Source organism: Streptomyces griseoaurantiacus, from assembly GCF_036189845.1.
Lineage (GTDB): Bacteria > Actinomycetota > Actinomycetes > Streptomycetales > Streptomycetaceae > Streptomyces > Streptomyces griseoaurantiacus.
Genome location: NZ_CP108326.1, coordinates 7,208,972 through 7,230,496, shown reverse-complemented (window position 1 = coordinate 7,230,496; position 21,525 = coordinate 7,208,972). Strand labels below are relative to the sequence as shown.

Sequence of the window (21,525 nt, the reverse complement as noted above, 5' to 3'; positions counted from 1 at the left end):
ACCGTCCGGCCCGAAGCCCCGTCCGCCCGACGGTCAGGCGGACGGGTGCGCCCGGTCGCGCGGTGCGCCGGGGCGGGTCGCTCCGGCCACCGCCAGCCGGGTGAGCGTCCTGCGGCAGATCTTGCCGGTCGGGCCGAGTGGCATCTCGGTCACCCGGAGCAGGAGTTCGGGGAGTTTGCGGCGTTCCAGTCCGCGGGCGGTCTCCAGGTAGCCGGTGAGGTCCCGCAGGGTGAGCGCGGGGGTGCCGGGCGGCTGGCGCACGCAGGCGCACAGGCGCTCACCCAGTTCCTCGTCGGGCACGCCGACACAGGCGGCCTCGGCGACGGCGGGGTGGGCGGCGAGTGCCTCCTCGACCTCGGCGGGGCTGATGGTGTAGCCGCCGCGCAGGACGGTCCCCCGGAGGCGGCCGAGGACGTGGAGCCTGCCGTGGGCGTCCAGGCGGCCCCGGTCGCCGGTGCGGACCCAGCCGTCCGGGGTGCGGTGCCGCAGGTCGAGCTCGGGCGCCGCCACGTGGCACAGCGGCGTCATGGGGCCCCGGGCGAGGATCTCGCCGGTGCCGGGGGCCACCCGTAGTTCGGTGACGGCCGGATCGGGCAGGCCGGTGCCGGTCTCCGGGGACAGTCCGGTGGCGGCGGTGTGGCAGTTGACGCCGTCGGAGGAGCCGTAGACGGTGACGACCGGGCGTCCGAAGCGGCGGACGCAGAGTGCCGCCGTGGCCTCGGGGAGTGCCGCGCCGCTGGAGACGAGGGCGCGCAGCCCGCTCAGGTCCTCGCCGGGCGGCGGGGGCGCCTCGGCGAGCCGGCGCAGCATCGTGGGGACGCCGAAGACGTGCGTCGGGCGGTGCGCGGTGAGCGTCCGCAGCGCCTCCCCCGGGTCGAAGGCCCGCTGGACCAGCAGCGTGGCGCCCAGGGCGGCCACGGTGACGGAGGTGCCGAGGGAGCCGAAGGAGGAGGCGAGCGGCACGAGGACGAGGTTGCGCATGCCCTCCGGGTCGCCGCAGGCCAGGGCGCGCAGGTAGTTGGCGCGGCCGCCCGCCATCGCGTTGTGGGAGTAGGCGACCATCTTCGGTTCGGCCTCGGACCCGGAGGAGACGAGGATGCGTGCGGGCGCCTCCGGGTCGACGGGACGCGGCCGGAACGGCTCCCGTGCGGGGGCGGTGAGCCGGACTCCCTTCGGGTGTGCCGATTCCCCCCAGGAGAACACGGCCTCCAGGTGCGGGAGCGGGGTGTCCGGCAGTGCGTCGCGGGCGTGCTCGACGATCACCGCACGGGCCCGGGAGCGGGCGAGGAGGCTCGCGGGGCCCCGGCTGCCGTGCCCGGGCGGGTAGGGCAGGACGAGGGCGCCCAGTGCCGCGACGGCGAGTTCCGCGGCCACCGCGCGGCGCCCGTCGGGCACCCGGACGGCGATGATGTCCCGTGCGCCCAGGCCTCGTTCGGCCAGGCGGGCGGCGAGGTGGCGCACCTCCGCGTCGAGGCCGGCGTAGTCGAGGGCGCCCGCCGCGTCGACGACGGCCGTGCGGGTGGGGTGGGCGCGCACATGGGCGGCGAAGAGCGAGTAGAGGTCGCGGTCGGGGCAGTGGCCGCGGGCGACCCAGGAGCGGCGCAGCGCGGCGGGCACCAGGTCGCGGATCTCCACGCCGGCCGAGGAGGTCCATAGGCGCGTCATGCGAACTCCCAGGGGGTGCGGGGGGCGGCGTAGGCGCCGGTGTGGAGCGCGGGGGCGAGGCGGGGGTCGCGGGCCAGGGCGGCGAGGTCGGTGCACACGGGGAGCGCGGAGACTCCGGCCGCCGCCAGCCGGGGCAGCAGCGCGCCGGCGGTCAGGGCGCGGGCGCGGGCGGCGAGTGCCTCGGGGTCCCCCGTGGCCGGGGCGCCCAGCGCGCGGGCCACGCGCTCGGGGTGGGCCCGGGCCTCGGGCCCCAGCCACAGGTGGCCCTCGCCCGTGGCCAGCGGACGGTCGTACGGGCCCCAGTGGACACGGTGTCGCGGGCGTGGGACGAGCGCGGCGGCGGAGTACAGCGAGGAGTCCGCCCGCCGGCCCTGTCCGCTGCGCAGCCGTTCGAGCAGTGCCGCGAGGACGGCCTGGGCGCTGAGGAGTCCGCCGAGGACGTCGGTGAGGGTCATCAGGGAGGGCGTGGGCGCTTCGCCGGCCGGGCGGAGGGCGGCGGCGAGGCCGCTGCGGGCCTGGACGAGGTAGTCGGTGCCCAGCGGTGGCCGGGGGCCGAGTGCCTCGCCCCAGCCGGACGCCCAGGCGTACACGAGGGAGGGCCGCACCCGGCCGAGGTCCCCGGCGTCCAGGCGGAGGGCGGCCGCCTTGCCGGGCGCCCAGTTGTGCAGGAAGACGTCGGCCCCGCGGACCAGTTCGCGCACCCGCGCGCGTCCGGACCCGGTGGTGAGGTCGGCCTCGACGACGGTCTTGCCCGCGTTGAGGGCGGCGAACCGGGCCGAGCAGTCGCCCGTCAGGGGCGGGATGCCGCGCATCGGGTCGGCGCCGGGGGGTTCGACGCGGACGACCTCCGCGCCCAGCAGGCGCAGGAGGTGGCCGGCCAGCGGCCCCTGGACGCGTCGTGTCGACTCCACGACACGCAGTCCGTCCAGGGGCGGCGCGGTGTCCGGCCCGGCCGGGCGGGGGGCGCCGCCGCCCGGGAGCGGGGCGAGTGTCCACGGGGGGACGCCGGCCGGAGGTGCCGGGTCCTCCCGCACGGCCAGCAGGCTCGCCCCGGCCGCGTCCGCCGCCGCCCGCAGCACGGTGAACGGCAGGCCGCGGACGGTGGCGGCCAGCGCGGGCGGCAGCGGGCTGACGGCGGTCGCGAACCGTCCCTGGAAGGCGCGCCAGCCTCGGCGGACGGCGTCCGGCGGTGCGCCGAGCCGCCGCCAGAAGGCGATCCACGGTTCGGCGTCGAGGGCTTCGAGTTCGAGGCGGACGCCGTCGCGGGAGACGAATCCGGGGGCTCCGGGGCCGTCCGCCCCGGAGGGCTCGGGGGTGCCGTCCTCCTCGGCGGTCGCCGCCGCCAGGTACTGGGTGAGGGCGAGCAGCGCCGCCTGGGCGACCGAGGTGCGCACGGCGGCGGGGCGGGCGCCCCTGGTGCGGGCGATCAGGGCAGCGGTCACGCCCTGGGCGGCGAGGACGCCGGCGACGGTGGAGGCGTAGTCCACGGCGAGCGGGGTGGGCCGGCCGGCGGCGCGGCCGTGGACGTGCATGAGGCCGCAGGCCGCCTGGACGTCCCGTTCCCCGGACAGGGCGAGGTCCAGTGGGCCCGACCAGTCGACGGCGCAGGTGACTGCGGCGGTGTCCGGTGCGCCGGTCAGGGCGAGCAGCCGTCCGGCCACGCGCCTGGCGACGTCCGGGCCGGTGCGGGCGGGCGGCACGGCGAGGGTCATCGGCTGGCTCCCGGGAGGGGCCCGTCGAGGGGGCGGCGAGCCTGTACCGAGTAGAGGACGCTGGAGGCGGCCCGGAAGCCGGGGTCCCGCATCAACGCCCGTACGCGGTCGAGCTGTTCGTCCGTCATTCCGGCCGCGAGGAGTTTGTCCCGCAGGTGGTGGGTGTGGTGGAGCTGCAGCCGCAGTCCGGGCGAGTCGGCGGTGCGCAGTTCGACGCGGGGCCTGGGGTCGACGTCGACGAGTCCGGCGGCCCGCATCGCGGCCGGGGCGCGCCGCCCCCACTCGGGATCGCCGCCGGCGGCCCGCATGACGGCGCACTTGGTGGCGAGGAATCTCTCGTACAGGCGTGCCGATTCCTCGTCGGGGGTGAGCAGGGGCGGCTCGTAGGAGGTGTCGAACTCCTCGATCTGCAGCCGGCCGCCCGGTTTCAGTGCCCGCGCCAGCTTGCCGAGGACGGCGAGCCGTTCGGGCACGTGCTGGAGGACGAGGCGGGCGAAGACGAGGTCGAAGGCGGCCTCGGGGAGCGGGTCGGTGGCCACGTCGTGCCGCAGCGCGGTCAGCCCGGGCCGGTGCGGGATGCGGTGCGGCGCGAGGTCGGTGGCGAGGACCTCGCCGTCCGGGGCGACGCGCTCGGCGAGCCAGGCGGCGACGCTGCCGCCGCCCGAGCCGATCTCCAGGCAGCGCCAGCCGCGCGTGACCCCGGTCTCCGCGAGCCGCGCGAAGGTGGCGGCGTCGTAGGCCTCGGCGAGGCAGCGGTGCTGTTCCCGGCGGTGCGCCTCGTCGTCGTCGAAGACGTAGCCGGGGTCCTCGACCAGGTGTGCGGGCATGCGGTGTCTTGCTCCCTTCCGTGTCGCGGGCCCCTGTCGTGGGCCCCGCGGTGGTCCTCGTTCAGGTCCAGCGGCCGGAGCCGCCGGTGCCGGCCGTGCCGGTGAGCTGCCGCAGCAGCACCGTGCGGCGGACCTTGCCGGTGTCGGTGCGCGGGACCTGATCCCAGGTGAGGGCGACGGGTGCGGCCAGGGGCGGCAGGCCGTGCGTCGCGGTGCGCCAGGCGTCCGCGTCCAGGTGCCCGTCGGCGGTGACGACCACGGGCAGGGGCGGGCCCTCGGCGCCGCTCAGCACGAGGCATTCCAGTGCCGAGGGCAGCCGTTCCTCCAGCACGTCCTCGGCCCGCAGGCAGCTCAGGCCGGGCCCGTGGTCGACCTCGCGGTCGAGCAGTTCCACGCTGCCGTCCCGCCGCAGGCGGCCGATGTCGCCGGTGTTCCACCAGTCGCCGAGCAGTTTCGCGGCCCAGCGGTCCTCCTCGCCGACGTAGCCGAGGGCGCGGGCCCTGGTGCGGGCGAGCACCACTCCGGGCCGGCCCCGGGGCACGGGCCGGAGGGTGTCGGGGTCGACCACCCGCAGCCGGGTCTTGACGGGTACCGGCCGGCCGAGGTTGCGGCTGCCGGGGCCGCGGCCCTCCTCGGTGCTCGCCCGGGTGTGGAAGCGGAAGGTGAGCGGACCGGTCTCGGTCTGGCCCCAGCCCTGCATCCACAGCGGGGCCCGGTGCCGGCTGGCGGTCAGGTAGGCGCGGACGGTGGGCGGGTGGACGGCGTCGTAGGTGCTGACGAAGAGGCGGACGTCGCGGAAGGGGTTGTCCAGCCGCTCGGTCAGCGGCCGGAGGCGGACGTAGGTGGCGGGGGTCGCCTCGACGAGGGTGGGCGGGTGGGTGCGCAGCAGCGGGTCCGCGAGGTCGGGGTCCGGGCCGGTGACGAGGACGATCTCGGCGGGGGCCAGGCACAGCGTGCTCGCGGTCCAGCAGAACGTGCGCCCGTGGGCGAAGGAACTGGCGTTGAGCAGGGTGTCCTCGCGCCGTACGCCGATGCGGGGGTAGCGGACGCTCTCGAAGCGGGCGAGTTCGCCGATGATCGTGCGGGTGGAGTGGGTGACGAGTTTGGGCACGCCGGTGGTGCCCGAGGTGTGGTTGATGATCAGTGGCCGGTCCTCGCCCCTGCGGACGGGCGGGGGCGCGGGGTGGCCGCGGACGTCGTCGGGGCCGAGGGTGCCGGGTACGTCCGCCTCGGCGTCCAGGACGAGGGTGGTGCCGGCCGCGGCGGCCGGGTCGGTGCCCTCGCGCCGGGCGCGTGCGAGGACCTGGGCGGAGGTGACGAGGAGGGCCGGGGAGAGCCGGGCGAGGAGCGTCACCAGTGCCTCTCCGGACAGCCGGGCGGACAGCTGTGCGGGCACGGCGCCGATCCGGACGGCGGCGCAGGCCAGCAGGTCGTAGTCCCAGTGGTTCTGCTTGACGAGGGCCACCCGGTCGCCGGGGCGGACCCCGGCGGCGGCCAGCATGCCGGCCGTCTCCCGGACGAGGGCGGCGAGGCCGGGCACGGTCCAGCGGGTGCCGCGCTCGGGGGCGAGGTCGAAGGGGCGGTCGAGGTGGACGGTGGTGCGACTGCCGCGTGCGGCGCACTCGTCGAACAGGACACCCATGTCACGCGGTTTCACGGACCTCGCTCCTCGGTGCGGGGACGGCCGGCCGGGCCGTGCGGACGGTGGTGGGGGCGGGGCGCAGCCGGCTGAGGACCCGGGAGGCGGCCAGGGCCCCGGAGCGGACGGCGGCCTCACTGGCGGGGCGCAGCAGGACCCAGTCGCCGGCGTACTCGACGGGGCGGGCGGGCCGGGCCTGGAAGGCGGCCCGGCCGCGCAGGGCCTCGGGGGTGACCTCGGGCAGGCCGTGGGTGAAGCGGTGCACGAAGTGGCGGCGGGCGGCCTCCCGCAGGCCGGGGACGTAGCGGGTGGCCGCGCCCACGAGCAGGTCGGTGGTCTCCCGTTCGGAGGCACCGCGCAGTCCGGGGATGCGGCGCGGGTCGGCCATGAGCGTCAGCAGGCCCTTGCCGGCGGGTGCGCGGCCGGGGTGTTTGGCGTGGTCGACGAGGATGCCGGAGAGCGTGTCGTCCTCGGCGTCGGGGGTGAGGAGCGCGTACAGGGCCGTGGAGGAGGCCGGGGCGAGCGGCCGGTCGAGCAGGCAGCTCACCTTGAGGGTGGGGGTGAAGGTGCACGCGGTGAGGTGCGCGCGTTCGTCCTCGGGGGCGGTGACGTGCAGCCGGGCGGCCACGGGCGCGGGGACGCACAGGACGGCCGCGCGGGCGGTGACGGTGCCCCCGGCCGTCCGCAGCCGGACCCGGTCCCCCTCGGTGACGACCTCGCGCACGGGGCGGGCGGTGGCGACGTCGAGGTCGCCGGCCAGCCGCCGGGCGAGGAGGTCCATGCCGTCGTGGTAGGTCCGCCAGGTGGAGACGGGGCCCACGGAGTGCAGGAGGCCGAGCAGGGGCGCGGCGGCGGAGCGGGTGGTGTCCCAGCCGAAGAAGCAGGAGGCGACGGGCTGGAGGAGGTAGTCGTGGAGGTCCCGGTGGTAGCGGCGGGCGAACCGGGCGAGGGTGCGGTCGCCCGCGGGGCTGTGCTCGGGGTGTTCGCTGCCGAGGGGCCGGCGGTGCCGTGCCGTCCAGGCCAGGAGGCGGGCGAGGTCGGCGCGGGCGCGTGGGGAGAGCCCGGCGCCGGTCAGGACCGCGGAGGGGTCGGCGACACCCGGGTGGGCGCGCCCGTCCCGCCACACGCCGATGGCCCTGCCGATGCGGGGCACCTCGGCGGCGGTGACGCCGAGGCGGGCGAGCAGTTCCCAGGTGGCGCGGTAGCCGCGGGCGGAGATCTGTTCGGCGCCCTCGTCGATGGTGTAGCCGTCGTGCCGGAAGGAGTGCATGCGGCCGCCCACGTACGGCCGTTCCTCGAAGACGCGCACCTCCAGTCCGGCGCGCCGCAGTTCGTGCGCGGTGGTCAGGCCGGCGATGCCCGCGCCGATCACGGCCACGTCGAGGTCGGGGCTCATGCGGCGGCCTCCGCCCCGGCCAGGAGGTTGGCGGCGATCAGCAGGACGAAGCCGAGGCGGTGCGCGCGGAAGCCGATCCGGCGGGCCCGCATGATGTCCCCGGTGCGGAAGCCGAGGAGGTACTGGCGGGTGCGCAGGGCGGTCACGGGAAGCATCAGCGGCGCGAACCACCACGGGGCGAGGCCGGTGGCGGAGGCGGCGAGGCCGAGCAGGAACTCGGCGGCGGACAGCGCCCCGACGAAGACGGCGTTGCCGCGGGGGGTGGTCAGGGCGGCCACGGTGGGGCGGCCCACGGCGCGGTCCCCGGGGATGTCGTTGGTGTTGGAGTACACCCCGAACATCAGCGGCCCGAGGCCGAAGAGCACGCCCTGCACGAGCACGAACCCGGAGAAGTGTCCGGCGGCCAGTCCGTAGGTGGCCATCACCATGCCGACACCCAGTCCGCAGATGAAAGCCTCCTGGAAGCCGTGGTAGCTGATCTTCAGGCCGTAGGAGTACTGCAGCGACACCACGAAGAGGACGGCGAGCAGCATCAGTGTCCAGGTGGGCCGGTGGGGGGCGGTCAGGGCGGCGCCGGCCCACAGGAGGGCGCCCATGACGGCGGTGACGCGGGCGAAGACGAGCGCCTGACGGACCGTCAGCTCTCCGGACACCAGCGGCTTGCGGCGTTTGTTGCGCAGGGGGTCGTCCGGCCCGTAGTTGGTGATGTCGCTGCCGTCGCGGTAGCCGGTGACGTCGTCGAGGGCGACCATCGCGACGATCACGAAGACCGAGCCGCACAGGAAGAGCGCCGAGGCCGTGAGCGCCCCGGAGGTGAGCCGGCCGCCGGGCAGAACGAGTGCCGAGAGCGCCACGGCGACGGCCGGGTAGTAGTCGTAGACGTCGAGCTTGCCCAGGCGGGCGTAGGCGCGCAGCCGGCTCTCGGCGGGCGGGCCGCCGGGCGGGGGCCCCTGGCCCGCCGAACCGCCGGCCGGAGAACCACCACCCCGCGAATCCCTGGCCCGGGAATCACCGATTACTGAATCGTTGGCCGAGGAATCACCGATTTCTGAATCGTTGGCCGGGGAATCACTGATACGGAAATCACTGGTCACAGAATTCACTCCGGGTGCATGCGGTCGCGGGCGGGTCCCGGCGGAGGCACGGGAATCGACAGGCACGTCATTCGACGCACCGGCATTCCGGCATTCCTGCCGGAATACCGTCAAGGACTTTATGACCGGGCCGGGACGGCTTCGCACCGGGGCGGCGACTGTTCGCCCCAACGAGTGAAGACCTCTCTCCCCCGAAGCGCCCGCCGGCACCGCCGGGGGCCTGTCCGAGCCTTGGACGATCCACCAACACACCCGAGTTGACGAGGGACGATGGCCGACGGTCACACATTCCCCTCTCGCACTGCCGAGCGATCCCGCACCCCCCTCCGCTCACTCGTACGGGCTATCCGCCGCCGGGTGAGTTCGGCGCGGGAATACCTGGGTAATTCTGCATTCGTACGATTCACCCCCCATGCCGGACGGCAGCGGCGGAGGAATGGGCACGCCACCGAGGAACACGCGGAGAACGCGAAGGAAAACCAGGGGAACGTCCCAGAATTCCCGCCCTGCCGTCCGTCCAGAAGGAGAGAGATGTCCCTCACCGGCACCCAGAGGAAGCGGCTGGAACAGCGCTTCGACCTCTACGACATCAATGAGGACGGGCGCATCGACCGCACGGACCTCGAACGGGAGGCCCAGCGCATCGTGCGCGCCTTCGGGGAGCACGAGAGTTCGCCCCGGGCCCAGGCGCTGCTGCACGCGTACCCGCAGATGTTCGACTACCTCGTCGCACGGGCGGACCTCGCCGCGGGCTCGTCCATGACGAAGGAGCAGTTCGTCGGCGTGGCCGAACGGGAGATGCTCCGGCACGGGGCGGCCGGCTTCGGGAAGGTGCTGCGGCCGAGCATCCGGGCCATGGTCGACCTGTGCGACATCGACGGCGACGGCCAGGTCAACCCCGCGGAATTCCGCAGGTGGCTGGAGGCCATCAGCGGCGACATCGACGCCGCCCGGGCCTTCGAGGCGATCGACGCCAACGGTGACGGACAGCTCAGTGTCGACGAGCTGGTGACGGCGGTCGGCCTCTACCACGAGGGCAAGCAGGACGCTCCCCTCCTCGGCGTCTGACCGGCGCCGCGCAGCGGACGGGCCGGCCGCACCCCCTCGACGCTCCCCGCCTGGAAGGCCGTCGTCTGTCGTGGGCGCGGGGCTGCCTGGTGGTGCTGGCGCTCGGTGAAGGAGTGCCGGGCGCGTGGGCGCTGCTGCTGCCTCGCGGCTTCTACGCGGCCTTCCCGCTGCCGGGCCACCCGTGGGTGGCGCTGTTCCCGCCCTACAACGAGCACCTGCTGCGCGATTTCGGCGCCGCGGTGCTCGGCCTCGGGGTGGTGCTCGGCTGGGCCGCCTGTGTGCCGCGGCCGTGGCTCGTGCGGGCCGCCGCCGCCGGACTGCTCGCCTTCTCCGCTCCCCATCTCCTCTTCCACAGCGCGCACTTCGGCCGCTCGTCCGGGGCCGAGGTGTTCGCCCAGGCCGTCTCGCTCGTGCTGCCCTGCGTTCTCGCGGGGATCGCGCTGGCGGCGACGGTCACCCGGGGCGGCCGCACGCCTCCCCCCGCGGACGGGCGCACGACGGCCCTCCGTACGGGTCTGCACACGGTCATCCACACCCCCCGGCAGCGGCAGGACAGCCGGCCGGAGACCCCGCGGACCCCGAGAACCCCAGAGATCCGGCAGAACCCGACAGAAAGAGAGTTCACCATGTCCCCCACCGTCCAGGAAGAGCGACTCCAGCGGCGCTTCGAGCTGTGGGACCGCGACGGAGACGGCAGGATCGACCGCGGCGACTGGGAGCACGAGGCCCGCCGCATCCTCGCCTCGTTCGACGAGTCGCCGACGTCGGACAAGGGCCAGGCACTCCTCGAGGCCTACCTCGGCATGTGGAACTACCTCGCCGGGCAGGCCCAGCTGGGCCCGAACGGCTCCCTGGACCGGCAGAAGTTCCAGGACCTCGCCGACCGCCAGATCCTCGCGCGGGGACGGACGGGCTTCGACGAGGTCGTGCGGCCGACCATCGCCTCCATCCTCGACCTGTGCGACAAGGACGGTGACGGACAGGTCAGTCCCAAGGAGTTCAAGCTCTGGATCAAGGCCACCGGCGCCGACGAGTCCACCGCCGACACGGCGTTCCGGGCCATCGACGCCGACAACGACGGGCAGCTCAGCGTCGAGGAGCTGGTCCAGGCCGTGCACAAGTACCACACGGGCGAGCTCGACGTCGCCCTGCTCTGACGGCCCCACCGGCCGCGCAGACCCGGTCCCTTCCCCGGCGGCCGCTCACCCGCCGGGGAAGGGGCCGCCCCCTGCCGCGGGCCGGCCCCGTACGGACGACACCCGCCGCCGACCCCGAGGACCCATGAACCCCACCGCAGCCGGCCCCGTCACCGGTCCGGCGCCGGACCGCTCCCGTCCGGTGCCGTTCTTCACCCAGGCCGCCTCGTTCGAGGAGGCCTGGCCCGACATCCGCGCCCGTGTCACCGAGGTGATCGACGACGGGAAGTACTCGCACGGGCGGCAGGTCGGCAGATGGGAGGAGGCGCTGGCCGAGTGGACCGGGGCCCGCCACTGCGTGGCCGTCAACAGCGGTACCGACGCGCTCGTCCTGCTGCTGCGGGCCTGCGGGCTCGGCCCGGGCGACGAGGTCGTCGTGCCCGCGTTCAGCTTCTTCGCCACCGCCTCCTCCGTCGTCCTCGCGGGGGGCCGGCCGGTCTTCGCCGACATCGATCCTGTGACGTACACGCTCGATCCCGGCTCGGCGGCGGACGCGGTCACCGCGCGCACCACGATGCTCATGCCGGTGCACCTTTTCTGCCAACTGGCCGACATGAGCGCCCTGACACGGGTGGCCGAGCGGCACGGGCTGACGCTCGTCGAGGACAGCGCCGAGGCGATCGGCATGCGCTGGAACGGTGTGCACGCGGGGCTGCTGGGGGCGGGCGGCGTGCTGTCCTTCTTCCCCACCAAGACGCTCGGCGCCCTCGGTGACGCGGGCGCCGTCCTCACCGACGACCCGCGGATCGCGGAGCGGGTGGCGGCCCTGCGCCACCACGGGCGCACCGCCCGTACCCTCGCCCACTTCCCCGGCATCTCCAGCGCCACCGAACTCAACGGCGTCAACAGCAAGATGGACGACCTCCAGGCCGCCGTGCTGCTCGGGAAGCTGCCCCGGCTCGAGGGGGCCGTGCGTCGCCGGGCCGCGCTGGCGGCGGCGTACACCGAGCGGCTGCGTGACGTGCCCGGTCTGCTGCGCCTGCCGACCCTCGCCGCCCGCGCGGCCGCCACAGAGGCGGTGTTCTACGTCTATCTGGTGGAGGCCGAGCGGCGGGACGCGCTCGTCTCCTTCCTCGCCGACCACGGCGTGGGCACCGAGACGTACTACCCGGTGCCGCTCCACCTCCAGCCGTGCTTCGCCGAACTCGGCTACCGGCGCGGACAGTTCCCGCACGCCGAGGCCGCCTGCGGGCGGACCCTCGCGCTGCCGTTCCATCCGGACCTGACGGACGCCGACCTCGACACGGTGTGCGGGCTGGTCCGCCGCTTCTTCACCGGGAGGGCTGCCGCATGACCCGAGCCGTGACCCGCGGGAGGACGATCCCCTTCTTCGCGCCCGACCTGTTCGAGGAGGACCGCGAGGTGCTGCTCGACCTCGTGCGCCGCACCGGCACGGTCGCCGGGCAGCGGTTCATCCTGGGCGAGCGGACCGCCGCCCTGGAGGAGGCGCTGCGCGCCACGGTGGACGGGGCCGAGGTGGTGGCCTGCTCCAGCGGCACCTCCGGGCTCACCCTGATCCTGACGGCGATGGGGGTGGGGCCCGGGGACGAGGTCGTCGTGCCCGCCTACGGCTGCGCCCCGCTCGGCAACACGGTCGCCAACCTGGGGGCCACGCCCGTCTTCGCGGACATCGACCCGGTGACGATGGTCGTGGACCCGGCGGAGGTGGAACGGGCGATCACCCCGCGCACCAGGGCGGTGATGCCGGCGCACATGTTCTCGGTGATGGCGGACATGCCCGCGATGCGGGAGATCGCGCGGCGGCACGGCGTACGGCTGGTGGAGGACTCGGCGGTCGCGCAGGGCGGGGTGCTCCACGGGCGGCCCGCGGGGACCTGGGGCGAGGCCGGGGTGTTCTCCTTCGTCCAGGTGAAGACCTTCGGCACGGCGGGCGAAGGCGGCGTGGTGGTCACTCATGACGCCGAACTGGCGCGCGTGGTGCGCGCCTTGCGCAACCACGGGCAGGAGGGTCCGCGCTTCGTGCACCAGCGGGTGGGGCTCAACAGCCGGTTCGACGAGCTGCAGGCGGCGTTCCAGCTCCATCGGCTGCCCGGCCTGGCCGCGCGCCTGGAGCGCCGCGCCCGCATCGCCGCCCACTACACGGAGCGCTTCGCCCCGCTGGCCGAGCGGGGGATCGTGCCCCCGCCGCCGGGGCGGGACGGCCGTTGCTACTACGTCTACTCGGTGCTCGCCGAGGAACGGGACGCCCTGGAGAGGCATCTGGCGGCGCACGGCGTGGCGAGTCACGTCTACTATCCGCTGCCCCTCCCCCACCAGCCGGCCTTCGCCCGTTTCGCGCCGCCCGGCCGGGAGTGGCCGCACGCGTGGGCGGCGAGCCGCCGCCAGCTCGCCCTGCCCGTCAACCCGCACCTCACGGACGCGGAGGTCGAGTACGTCGCCGACACGGTGTGCGCCTTCGCGGCGGGAGGGCGGGCGGTGTGAACGATCGAGGGGGCCCGCCGGGCGGGCGTTCAGAGCACATGGGCGGTGCTGTCCCGGAGCCGGCCGCGGGTGTCGAGCAGCAGGGGCGCCCAGTCGGGGAGCCGTTCCACGGGCAGCACGCCGTGGTCCTGGAGCAGGATGGTCAGGTCCGCCCCGGCCGCCGCCTCCCGCAGCCGTGCGGCGCGGGGCACCGCCTCCCCGTCGACGGCCCAGGTGTCGGCGAGCGGGTCGTGGTAGCACACATGGGCGCCGGCCCGGCGCAGCAGCCGGGTCAGGGGGGTGGCCGGGGTGCAGCGCAGATCGCGGCTGTCCCGCTTGTAGGTGACGCCCACCAGCAGCAGGCGCGCGCCGTCCAGTTGTCCGCCGGCGCCGGAGAGCAGTTCACCGGCCCGGCGTACGACGTGCGCGGGCATCGCGGCGTTGACCTCCTGGGCCAGTTCGACCAGGTGCAGCGGGCTGCCCGCGGCGCGGGCCCAGTGGGCGAGGTAGGCAGGGTCGACGGGGATGCAGTGGCCGCCGACACCGGGGCCGGGGCGGAAGGGCTGGTAGCCGAAGGGCTTGCTGGCGGCGCAGTCGAGGGCGTCCCACACGTCGACGCCCAACGCGCGCCCGGCGACCGCGAGTTCGTTGACGAGGGCGATGTTGACGCTCCGGTAGACGTTCTCCAGCAGTTTGGCGAGTTCCGCCTCGCGTGCGGAGCCGGCCTCGACGACCCGGTCGCACAGGCGCCCGAAGAAGGCGGCCGCGGCCGCCGTGCAGCGCGGGGTGCAGCCGCCGACGACGCGGGGGGTGTTGCGGATGCCGTAGCGGCCGTTGCCCGGGTCGATGCGCTCCGGGGAGAAGGCCAGCGAGAAGTCCGTCCCGGCGGTGAGGCCGGAGGCCTCCTCCAGGAGGGTGCGCACGAGTGTGTCGGTCGTACCGGGATAGGAGGTGGACTCCAGGACCACCAGGCTGCCCGGTTTCAGATGGGCGCCGACGGCGGTGGCGGCCCGGCGCACCGGGGACAGGTCCGGCTCGCCCGCCTCGTCCAGCGGTGTGGGGACGCAGACGACGACCACGCCGGCCTCGGCCAGTAAGCCCGCGTCCGTCGTGGCGGTGAATCCGGCGGCGCGCATGCGGGCGAGATCGGTGTCCGGCACGTCCGGCACGCGGGAACGGCCGGATTGGAGTGCGGTGGTGACGGCGGAATTCTCGTCGAGACCGAGGACACGCATTCCCACCGCGCACGCCTCACGCGCCAGTGGAAGTCCCGTGTACCCCAAGCCGATGACCGCGACAGTATCCACCGCAACTCCCCTTGTTCCGTTCCGGACCGAAAGGTCTCCGCGACCACCGTAGGCAGGTCAGGGGCACACAGCACCGGGCAGGAAAGCATGTCACCCGGAATAGTGAAAAGAGTACGGAGTGAGGTCATATTGTCTTCTTCGCGCGCCCGTGAAGAAGAGGGAACGACGTCGGAAAAACACCGCGCCGCGTACCGCGATCAAGTCGACGGAACGCGCGCGAGACGTTTTCCGGTGTGTTCGAGGAACCGGCGGGAAAGCCTGCCGAAACTCCGGCTTCGGGCCGGCCGAAAGGGGTGGCACCGTCATGCTGCGCACATTGCTCCTCGGGCTCGGACGCGCCGGGGCGGGACTTCATCTGCCGGTGCTCGCCCGCGCGCGGGCCACGCACCCGGAGCTCTTCGCCGGGCGCCCCGTGGTGGGCGTCGACCCGGGCCCCCGCCCGCTGCCCGGCGGCCCGCCCGGCACCGGCGGGGACCCCCTGGTCATCGCGGACTCGCTGCAGCGGGCCCGCCGCTGCCTCGACCCGGACGTCACCGTCGTCCATCTGTGCACCCCGCCGGACGTGCGGGCCGCCCTGCTGGAGGAGGCCGCGCAGCTCGGCTACCGACGGTTCGTGGTGGAGAAGCCCCTGGCCGCCGACCGCGCCGCGCTGCGCCGGGTCCGGGAGGCCGTGGACCGCCACGGCCTGCGGGTCGAGGTGGTCTCCCCCTGGCTGCACAGCGCGCTCACCGACCGGATCTCCGCTCTCCTGGCCACCGCCGGGCAGGTCCGCTCGGTGTCCGTGACGCAGGACAAGGCCCGCTTCCGCCGCTCCCTCACCGGCGGAACCCACCGCCACGCCTTCGAGGTGGAGGTCCCGCACGCGCTGGGGGTCCTGCTGCGGCTCCTGGGCGACGGCGAGGTGTGCGCGGCCTCCTGGAGCGATCTGCGGCTCGGCGAGCGGGTCGTGCCGCACATGGGCGGAGCGCGGCTGGCCCTGCGCCACCGCGGGGGTGCGCGCGGGCTGGTCGACTGCGATCTCACCTCGCCGGTGCGCCGGCGCCGCATCACCGTCGACACGGCGGACGGCGTGCGTCTGATCGGCCACTATCCCGTCGCGCAGGACGACGACGTGGCCCGGCTCGACATGTGGCGCGAGGGGCGCCGGACACGGGAGCTGTTCGAGGACGACGCGCTGCGGCGGTGCCTGGTCGCCGCCTACCGTCGCTTCGCGGGAGACGATCCGCCCGGCGCCGCCGGGTGCCTCGGGGTGCACGCGCGCACCGTCGAACTCCTCGAGGACGCCCGGCACCTGGCGGCGGGCGGCACGATTCCCCGCCTGCCCCGCCCCGGCGGCCCGGCCGCTCCCGGCCCCCTGGAGGCCCGCCGTGCGGGATGAACACCACCGGACGAAGGGGCCCGTCGGCGTCCCCCGCCGCCCGGCCGGCGTCCCCGCCGGCGACACCCCGACCGCCCCGCCGCCCGGTATCCGCTACGCCGGCATCGGCGACGAGGCCGCCCCCGGCCTGACCGGGCAGCTCGCCGCCCTGCGCGAACTGGGCTGGACGGCTCTGGAGTTGCGCACCGTCGACGGGCGGGCCCTCGCCGACCTCGACGAGCACGCCTTCGGGCGGCTCGCCGAGCGGATCGCCGAGGCCGGCACGGAGGTGGTCTGCGTCGACTCGCGGATCGCCGACTACAACCGGCCGGTCACCGGCCCCTTCGCCCGCGACACCGGCGAACTCCGCGTGCTGGCCCGGCGCTGCGCGGTCCTCGGCACCCGGTACGTGCGGGTCATGTCGTACCCCAACGACGGTCTGGGCGAGGCGGAATGGGCCCGGCGGGTGAGGCACCGGATGACCGCACTGACCCGGCAGGCCGAGGACACCGGGCTCGTCCTGCTGCACGAGAACTGCGCCGGCTGGGCGGGCACGCGCGCCGAGCGGATGCTGGACCTGCTGCACCACGTCGACAGCCCGGCGCTGCGGCTGCTCTTCGACACCGGCAACGGCGTGCCGTACGGCTACGGCTCGGCCGCGCTGCTGGAGGCGGTGGCGGAGTTCGTGGCGCACGTCCACGTCAAGGACGCCGTACGCACCCGCGCCGGCGAGGTGGCCTACGTGCTGCCCGGCCACGGCCACGCCGAGGTGCGCGAATGCCTCACCACACTGCTGCGGCGCGGACGGCGCGGCACCTGGTCCATCGAGCCCCACACCAGACTGCGCCCGCACGACGGCACCGACACGCGCGAGGGCGACGGCGTGGCGGCCTTCGTCGCCCACGGGCGGGAGCTGGAGCGCCTGGTGGCCCGGGAGGTCCTGCCCGCCGTGGCGGCCCTTCCGCACGGGGGCGGGCGTGGCTGACCCGTCCCGCTCCCCGAGGGCCCGGCTCACCGGCGAGGACCACGCCCTGCTGCTGCGCCTCCTCGGCATTCCCACCGCGGGACCGCTGGAGACCGGCGACACCGGCACCGTACGGCTGTGGGAGGCCGGGCGCGCCTACGCGGCGGCGGCGCGGCGGTTCGGGATGTCGGTGGTGCGGCACGCCGCGCCGCCCGGGACCGTGCTGCTGCGGGACGACGTCCCCCTGCCCGTCCGGGAGGCCGCCGAGGATCCCGCCTTCCTGGTCTGCCAGCCGAGTCTCGTGCTGCGCCTCGGGCCGCCCGGGCTGCCGCGCGAGGCGACCGTCATGTTCAACGTCCATCTCGACACGGTGGCCGGCTGGTGGCCGCCCTCCTTCGACGGCGCCCGGTTCCGCGGGCGGGGGGCGATCGACGCCAAGGGCCCGGCGGTCGCCCTGCTGGCCGGCATCCGGGCGGCCCGCGCGGCGGAACCGGCGGTGGGCGGCCGGGTCGGTGTCCTCGTCCAGGCGGTGGCGGGCGAGGAGGGCGGCGCGATGGGCACCTTCGGCACCCGGCCGCTCGTCGAGCAGGGCCTCGTCGGACGGCTCAACGTGTTCTGCGAGCCCACGGGGCACCGGTACCTGCCGCGGGCGACGGCCGCCATGACGGCCCGCGTGCGGGTGCGCGGCGAGGACGCGGTCGACGACCACCCGGAGGCGGGCCACAACGCCACCGTGCTCCTCGGATTCCTCGGCCACCACCTGGCGACGGTGCTGCCGGGGCGGGTGCCCGGCACGCGCGTCTGCGTGGCCGGGCTGCACACCGGGGAGCGGCACAACAAGGTGTACGGCAGCGGGCAGTTGCTGCTCAATCTCGCCTACACCGACCCGGAGCGCGGGCGCGCGGCCGAGGCCGCGCTGCGCGAGACGCTCCGCGAGGGGCCGGCCGCCTTCCGCGCCGGCGCGCGCGGGCACCCCGGCCTGGCCAGGACGGCCGGTGACGCCGAGGCCATCACCTCGCTGCACTGGCTCAAGCGCGGGCTGCCCGCGCTGGGCGGCCCGGCCGGCGACCCCGCCTGGGCCGAGCGGCTGCTGGAGTCGTGCGGGCTGTCGCGGTGGCCCGCCGAGGAGCCCGCGTTCACGTGCGACGCCGTGTGGATGAGCGGCGTTCCCGGCACGTACACCGCCGTGCTCGGCCCCGGCGGCCTGGACACCAACCGGGCCCATGCGGAGGGCGAGTACGCCGACCTCGCCGAACTGGACCGGTACGCCGGCGAGGTGGCCCGGCTCCTGGTCGCCTTCGCCCGCGGCGGCCGTGCGCCGCGACCGCCGCACCCGTCCGGCGTGCCCCGCACCCGTCCCCCGGAATCCTCCACCGACGACCCTTCTCCGCACGCCCCCGAAAGGCAGGACACGTGAGCGCACACCGTCCCACGAGCACCACCGTCACCCCCGGGCCGCGCCCGCACCGGGCGCCGCCCGGGCCGCGCTCCTCGCGCGGCGGCGAGGTCCGGGTGCCCTACGAGGGGCTGCGGGACTTCGTCACGGGGGTGTTCCGTTCCCGGGGGCTGCCCCCGGGCCGTGCACTGGGGGCCGCCGAGGCTCTGTGCCACGGCGATCTCACCGGCTTCAGCACGCACGGTGTCGGCAATCTGACCCGGCTCTACCTGCCCTTGCTGGACAGCGGCCGCTGCGATCCGCGCGCCGAGCCCGAGGTCCTCGCCGACAGCGGCGCCGCGGTCCTGCTCGACGCCCGGCGCGGGCTCGGCCTGTGGACGGCGACCGAGGCGATGGAACTGGCCGCCGAGCGCGCCCGGCTGCACGGGGTCGGCCTGGTGTCGGTGCGCGGCGGGACCCACTTCGGGTGCGCGGGGCACCACGCGCTGCGGGCCGTGGACCAGGGCATGATCGGCCTGGTCGCGTCCAACTGCGGACGGCAGCGTCTCGCCCCGCCGCCCGGCGGCGCCCTCCCGATGCTGGGCACCAACCCGCTGGCGCTGGCGGCACCTGGGGGCGAGCACCCGCCGTTCGTCCTGGACATGAGTACGACCGTGGTGCCGACCGGCCGAATCCGGGCCGCCGCCCGCGCGGGCGAACGCGTCCCGGAGGGCTGGCTGGAGGACGCCGAGGGCGCCCCGGTCGGCGATCCGGCGGCCTACGACCGCGGCGAGGCCCGGCTGCGCTGGCTCGGCGGCTCGCCGGAGACGGGCGCCCACAAGGGGTACGGGCTCGGTCTGCTGGTGGAGGTGCTCTCCGCGCTGCTGCCCGGCGCCGGTCTCGGCCCGGCCCGCGACACCTCGCCGCGGCCCGACGACGACGTCGGCCATCTGCTGCTGGCCGTGGCCCCCGGCCGGCTGCGCCCCGAGGCCGAGTTCCTGGACGCGGCCGGCGGGCTGTTCGGTGCGCTCCTCGACTGCCCTCCGCTGCGGCAGGACGAGCCGGTCGGCTATCCCGGCCGGCGGGAATGGCAGCGCTCCCGTGACCGGCTGGCGCACGGTGTGCCGCTCGGCGCCGTGTCGCACCGTGAACTCCTCGCGCTGGCGGGGCGGTCCGGGATCGTCTTCCCCGCGTCCGTGACCGGTGGGGGCGAGGGGCAGGGGGGCGCGGCATGACGGCGGCGCCGTACGGGCGAGGGCGGGACGGGAGGCGGCCGTGGACCGCCCACGGGCAGATGGCGGCCCCGCAGCGGACCGCCCTGCGGATCGGGATGATCGGGCTCGGGGTGATCTCCCGCTTCTACCTGGCCGCGCTCGAACGCTCCCCGGAGGCCGAGCTCGTGGCCGTGTGCGACCGCGATCCCGCCGCCCTCGCGGGGCTGCCCGCGCACCTGGAGCGTCACACCGACCACCGGCGGCTGCTGCGGGAGGCGGAGGTGGACGCCGTCGTCGTCAACGTGCCCAACGACGCGCACTTCCCGGTCTGCCGGGACGCGCTGGCGGCCGGGCGCGCGGTGTGCGTGGAGAAACCCCTGGCGACCCGGGTGGCGGACGCGCGCGCCCTCGACCGGTACGCGCGCGAGCGCGGACTCCCCCTGTTCACCTCCTTCCACCGGCGTTACAACGACCCCGTCCGCGCCCTGCTGGGGCGGCTTCCCGAAGGGGTTCCTGTGGACACGCTGACCGTGCGCTACAAGGAGACGATCGAGGAGCACGCGGGCCGCGACCGCTGGTACCTGGACCCGGCCCGCTGCGGGGGCGGCTGCCTCGCGGACAACGGCCCCAACGCCCTGGACCTCGTACGCCTCTTCCTCGGCGGGGACGTGAGCGTGGACCGGGTGGCGCTGGACCGCGACCGGCTCGGTGTCGACCGCGCCGCACGGATGCTGCTCCGGGCTCCCGCGACGGGCGCGCGGGCGCGGGTCGAGCTCGACTGGTCCTACCCCGGTGAGCGCAAGACGGTGGAGGTCCGGCTGGCCGACGGCCGCGCGGACGCCGCCGACATGCTCGCCGGGCACACGGAGTTCAAGGGCTCCCTGTGGCACGAGTACGCCGGTGTGCTGCGGGACTTCGCACGGGTCGTGCGGGCGCACGGGACCTCCGGTAACCGATCCGGGCCCGCTTCCCGCCCGGGCCCCGCTTCCCCGGTCGGCTCCGGACCCGGCCCCGCGCCCGACGGCCTGGCCGTCGCCGAACTGGTGGCCGCCTGCTACACCCTGGCGGACGGCGCCCCCGAACGAGAGGAGACCCACGCGTGAACCCCGCGGAGGACGGCGCCAAGCGCGTCGTCCACGGCCCCCTGGTGAAGGTCCTCACCCACCGCCTGGACCGGCGCGGCATGTCGCTGGAGCCCTACGCCAGCCGGTGCGTGCGGCGCGGCGAGGTGCACGAGCTGGTCACCACCGACCACACGGACACCTCCGCCGGTGCCCGCGTGGACCGGGTGGGGTTCCTCGGCTTCGTCGAACTGGCCTGCGCCGGAGTGCTGGACCGCGGTGACACGGTCCTGGCCGGCGGACTGCCGATCGGCACGGTGCTCGGTTTCGACGCCTGCCACTTCCCGAACCACTACAACATCCTCATCCGCGCGCCCCGGCCGGTGACGGGCCTGGAACTGTCGCTCTCGCCGGAGACGGAGATCCGGTTCGAGTGCGCCTCCCGCCGGGCGCGCGGGCCGGGGGTGGAAGACCTCAGCGTGCTCCTCCGCTGAGACCGGTGTCGACGAGGGCGGCGAAGGAGCGGTCGCCGCCGTAGTCGAGTTCGTGGCGTTCGAGCACCCGGGAGCCGGGCAGCAGGTCGAGGAAGTGGCTCAGGGGCCGCAGTCGGGAGAACCGGCCGACCGGGACGGCCGCCCGCTCGTACTCGATCAGCAGCAGGTGCCGGGTGGCGAGCGACAAGGTGCGGAAGAGGGCGGCCAGTTCGGCGTCGTCGAGGAGGTGCATGAGCACCCACACGCAGACGGTCACATCGGCCGGGCGGCCCACCAGACGGTCGACGTCCTCCAGGGTCAGGTCCTGGGCGCGGAGCAGGTGCAGGCTGACGTGATCGAGGTCCGCGCAGGCCGTGCGGGCCGACTCCAGCATGCCGGGGGTCATGTCGAGCGCCGCGACCCGCCGGGCCGCGGCCGCGAGCGTGGGGGTGAGCCGGCCGATGCCGCAGCCGATCTCGAGGACCGTGCCGATGCCTTCGGGCAGTTCCTGACCGGCGCGCTTGAGCAGACGGGCGAGGGTCCGCCGGGTCTCCTCGGTGACCGCCTCCCCCAGTTCGGGCGGCTGCTGGGCGCGCATCACGCGGGCGAGTCCTGCGCGTCGCGCACGCGCGTGCCATTCGCGGGCGATCTCCTCGGGCGAGGGGGGTGTGGTGTGCGTCATGCGGTGATCAACGACCTTCGTCCGGAAAAGGAACCGGAGTCCGCCCCACCGTCACCGTCCTTGACGTGCACACC

18 protein-coding genes are annotated in these 21,525 nt (G+C 75.3%); 10 read left to right on the top strand and 8 right to left on the bottom strand.

The genetic code is table 11. The annotated features are described in order from the left end of the window. Window positions 1–33: 33 nt before the first annotated feature. The 6 genes from OHB09_RS31735 to OHB09_RS31710 all read right to left on the bottom strand — a co-directional run bounded on the left by OHB09_RS31735 (window position 34) and on the right by OHB09_RS31710 (window position 8,333). Window positions 34–1,665, bottom strand: coding sequence for a class I adenylate-forming enzyme family protein (locus tag OHB09_RS31735; protein WP_328922923.1), 1,632 nt, complete (start codon window positions 1,663–1,665; stop codon window positions 34–36). Then, entirely contained in the window at window positions 1,662–3,377 is a 1,716-nt protein-coding gene (locus tag OHB09_RS31730) for a CoA transferase (RefSeq protein WP_328922922.1), read from the bottom strand. The genes OHB09_RS31735 and OHB09_RS31730 overlap by 4 nt, the downstream gene beginning before the upstream one ends. Continuing rightward, complete coding sequence (locus OHB09_RS31725) at window positions 3,374–4,204, bottom strand: class I SAM-dependent methyltransferase (protein WP_006140155.1); 831 nt, start codon at window positions 4,202–4,204, stop codon at window positions 3,374–3,376. Before OHB09_RS31725 ends, OHB09_RS31730 begins: the two co-directional genes overlap by 4 nt. Before the next feature lie 61 nt (window positions 4,205–4,265). Continuing rightward, window positions 4,266–5,846 (bottom strand): AMP-binding protein, encoded by a 1,581-nt coding sequence (locus OHB09_RS31720; RefSeq protein WP_040895115.1) that lies wholly within the window; start codon window positions 5,844–5,846, stop codon window positions 4,266–4,268. A gap of 1 nt (window position 5,847) precedes the next feature. Beyond that, entirely contained in the window at window positions 5,848–7,239 is a 1,392-nt protein-coding gene (locus OHB09_RS31715; RefSeq protein WP_328922921.1) for a protoporphyrinogen/coproporphyrinogen oxidase, read from the bottom strand. Beyond that, entirely contained in the window at window positions 7,236–8,333 is a 1,098-nt protein-coding gene (locus tag OHB09_RS31710) for a UbiA family prenyltransferase (RefSeq protein WP_328922920.1), read from the bottom strand. The genes OHB09_RS31715 and OHB09_RS31710 overlap by 4 nt, the downstream gene beginning before the upstream one ends. A 531-nt stretch (window positions 8,334–8,864) precedes the next feature. Between OHB09_RS31710 and OHB09_RS31705 the strand changes: the two genes are divergently transcribed. From OHB09_RS31705 to OHB09_RS31690, 4 genes are all read left to right on the top strand, one after another. Then, complete coding sequence (locus OHB09_RS31705; protein WP_006140151.1) at window positions 8,865–9,401, top strand: EF-hand domain-containing protein; 537 nt, start codon at window positions 8,865–8,867, stop codon at window positions 9,399–9,401. Window positions 9,402–9,490: 89 nt separating this feature from the next. Beyond that, the gene (locus tag OHB09_RS31700; protein ID WP_328922919.1) at window positions 9,491–10,558 is read left to right on the top strand and encodes an EF-hand domain-containing protein; all 1,068 of its coding nucleotides are present in this window, start codon (window positions 9,491–9,493) and stop codon (window positions 10,556–10,558) included. Window positions 10,559–10,682: 124 nt separating this feature from the next. Beyond that, on the top strand, window positions 10,683–11,891 hold the full coding sequence (locus OHB09_RS31695) for a DegT/DnrJ/EryC1/StrS family aminotransferase (RefSeq protein WP_328727684.1): 1,209 nt from the start codon (window positions 10,683–10,685) through the stop codon (window positions 11,889–11,891). After that, the gene (locus tag OHB09_RS31690) at window positions 11,888–13,039 is read left to right on the top strand and encodes a DegT/DnrJ/EryC1/StrS family aminotransferase (protein WP_191891190.1); all 1,152 of its coding nucleotides are present in this window, start codon (window positions 11,888–11,890) and stop codon (window positions 13,037–13,039) included. Before OHB09_RS31695 ends, OHB09_RS31690 begins: the two co-directional genes overlap by 4 nt. A gap of 29 nt (window positions 13,040–13,068) precedes the next feature. On the opposite strand, the gene OHB09_RS31685 is transcribed toward OHB09_RS31690, so the two are convergent. Beyond that, window positions 13,069–14,307 (bottom strand): nucleotide sugar dehydrogenase, encoded by a 1,239-nt coding sequence (locus OHB09_RS31685; RefSeq protein WP_328923078.1) that lies wholly within the window; start codon window positions 14,305–14,307, stop codon window positions 13,069–13,071. Window positions 14,308–14,629: 322 nt separating this feature from the next. On the opposite strand from OHB09_RS31685, the gene OHB09_RS31680 reads away from it, so the two are divergent. Genes OHB09_RS31680 through OHB09_RS31655 form a run of 6 tightly spaced genes read left to right on the top strand, consistent with a single transcriptional unit; the run spans window position 14,630 to window position 20,790 of the window. Next, on the top strand, window positions 14,630–15,703 hold the full coding sequence (locus tag OHB09_RS31680; protein ID WP_093594849.1) for a Gfo/Idh/MocA family oxidoreductase: 1,074 nt from the start codon (window positions 14,630–14,632) through the stop codon (window positions 15,701–15,703). Continuing rightward, a complete protein-coding gene (locus OHB09_RS31675; protein WP_176945065.1) occupies window positions 15,693–16,667 on the top strand; it encodes a sugar phosphate isomerase/epimerase family protein in 975 nt (324 codons plus the stop codon). Before OHB09_RS31680 ends, OHB09_RS31675 begins: the two co-directional genes overlap by 11 nt. Continuing rightward, on the top strand, window positions 16,660–18,063 hold the full coding sequence (locus OHB09_RS31670) for a M20/M25/M40 family metallo-hydrolase (protein ID WP_328922918.1): 1,404 nt from the start codon (window positions 16,660–16,662) through the stop codon (window positions 18,061–18,063). The genes OHB09_RS31675 and OHB09_RS31670 overlap by 8 nt, the downstream gene beginning before the upstream one ends. After that, window positions 18,060–19,256 (top strand): Ldh family oxidoreductase, encoded by a 1,197-nt coding sequence (locus OHB09_RS31665; protein WP_319351251.1) that lies wholly within the window; start codon window positions 18,060–18,062, stop codon window positions 19,254–19,256. Before OHB09_RS31670 ends, OHB09_RS31665 begins: the two co-directional genes overlap by 4 nt. Beyond that, on the top strand, window positions 19,253–20,338 hold the full coding sequence (locus OHB09_RS31660) for a Gfo/Idh/MocA family protein (protein ID WP_328727689.1): 1,086 nt from the start codon (window positions 19,253–19,255) through the stop codon (window positions 20,336–20,338). The genes OHB09_RS31665 and OHB09_RS31660 overlap by 4 nt, the downstream gene beginning before the upstream one ends. Next, window positions 20,335–20,790 carry a DUF6917 domain-containing protein gene (locus tag OHB09_RS31655; RefSeq protein ID WP_093594840.1) on the top strand — a complete coding sequence of 152 codons (456 nt, stop codon included), beginning with the start codon at window positions 20,335–20,337 and terminating at the stop codon, window positions 20,788–20,790. The genes OHB09_RS31660 and OHB09_RS31655 overlap by 4 nt, the downstream gene beginning before the upstream one ends. Here OHB09_RS31655 and OHB09_RS31650 read toward each other — a convergent pair. Continuing rightward, window positions 20,771–21,451, bottom strand: a complete 681-nt coding sequence (locus OHB09_RS31650) for a class I SAM-dependent methyltransferase (RefSeq protein ID WP_006140140.1) — start codon at window positions 21,449–21,451, stop codon at window positions 20,771–20,773. The two genes, OHB09_RS31655 and OHB09_RS31650, sit on opposite strands and share 20 nt — an antisense overlap. Window positions 21,452–21,525: the final 74 nt, after the last annotated feature.

Excerpts from the sequence above, each read along its gene's own strand:
- OHB09_RS31680 (WP_093594849.1), top strand. The coding sequence starts at position 14,630 with ATGCTGCGCACATTGCTCCTCGGGCTCGGACGCGCCGGGGCGGGACTT.
- OHB09_RS31735 (WP_328922923.1), bottom strand. The coding sequence starts at position 1,665 with ATGACGCGCCTATGGACCTCCTCGGCCGGCGTGGAGATCCGCGACCTG.
- OHB09_RS31650 (WP_006140140.1), bottom strand. The coding sequence starts at position 21,451 with ATGACGCACACCACACCCCCCTCGCCCGAGGAGATCGCCCGCGAATGG.
- OHB09_RS31730 (WP_328922922.1), bottom strand. The coding sequence starts at position 3,377 with ATGACCCTCGCCGTGCCGCCCGCCCGCACCGGCCCGGACGTCGCCAGG.
- OHB09_RS31695 (WP_328727684.1), top strand. The coding sequence starts at position 10,683 with ATGAACCCCACCGCAGCCGGCCCCGTCACCGGTCCGGCGCCGGACCGC.
- OHB09_RS31690 (WP_191891190.1), top strand. The coding sequence starts at position 11,888 with ATGACCCGAGCCGTGACCCGCGGGAGGACGATCCCCTTCTTCGCGCCC.
- OHB09_RS31705 (WP_006140151.1), top strand. The coding sequence starts at position 8,865 with ATGTCCCTCACCGGCACCCAGAGGAAGCGGCTGGAACAGCGCTTCGAC.
- OHB09_RS31660 (WP_328727689.1), top strand. The coding sequence starts at position 19,253 with ATGACGGCGGCGCCGTACGGGCGAGGGCGGGACGGGAGGCGGCCGTGG.
- OHB09_RS31720 (WP_040895115.1), bottom strand. The coding sequence starts at position 5,846 with ATGGGTGTCCTGTTCGACGAGTGCGCCGCACGCGGCAGTCGCACCACC.
- OHB09_RS31715 (WP_328922921.1), bottom strand. The coding sequence starts at position 7,239 with ATGAGCCCCGACCTCGACGTGGCCGTGATCGGCGCGGGCATCGCCGGC.
- OHB09_RS31725 (WP_006140155.1), bottom strand. The coding sequence starts at position 4,204 with ATGCCCGCACACCTGGTCGAGGACCCCGGCTACGTCTTCGACGACGAC.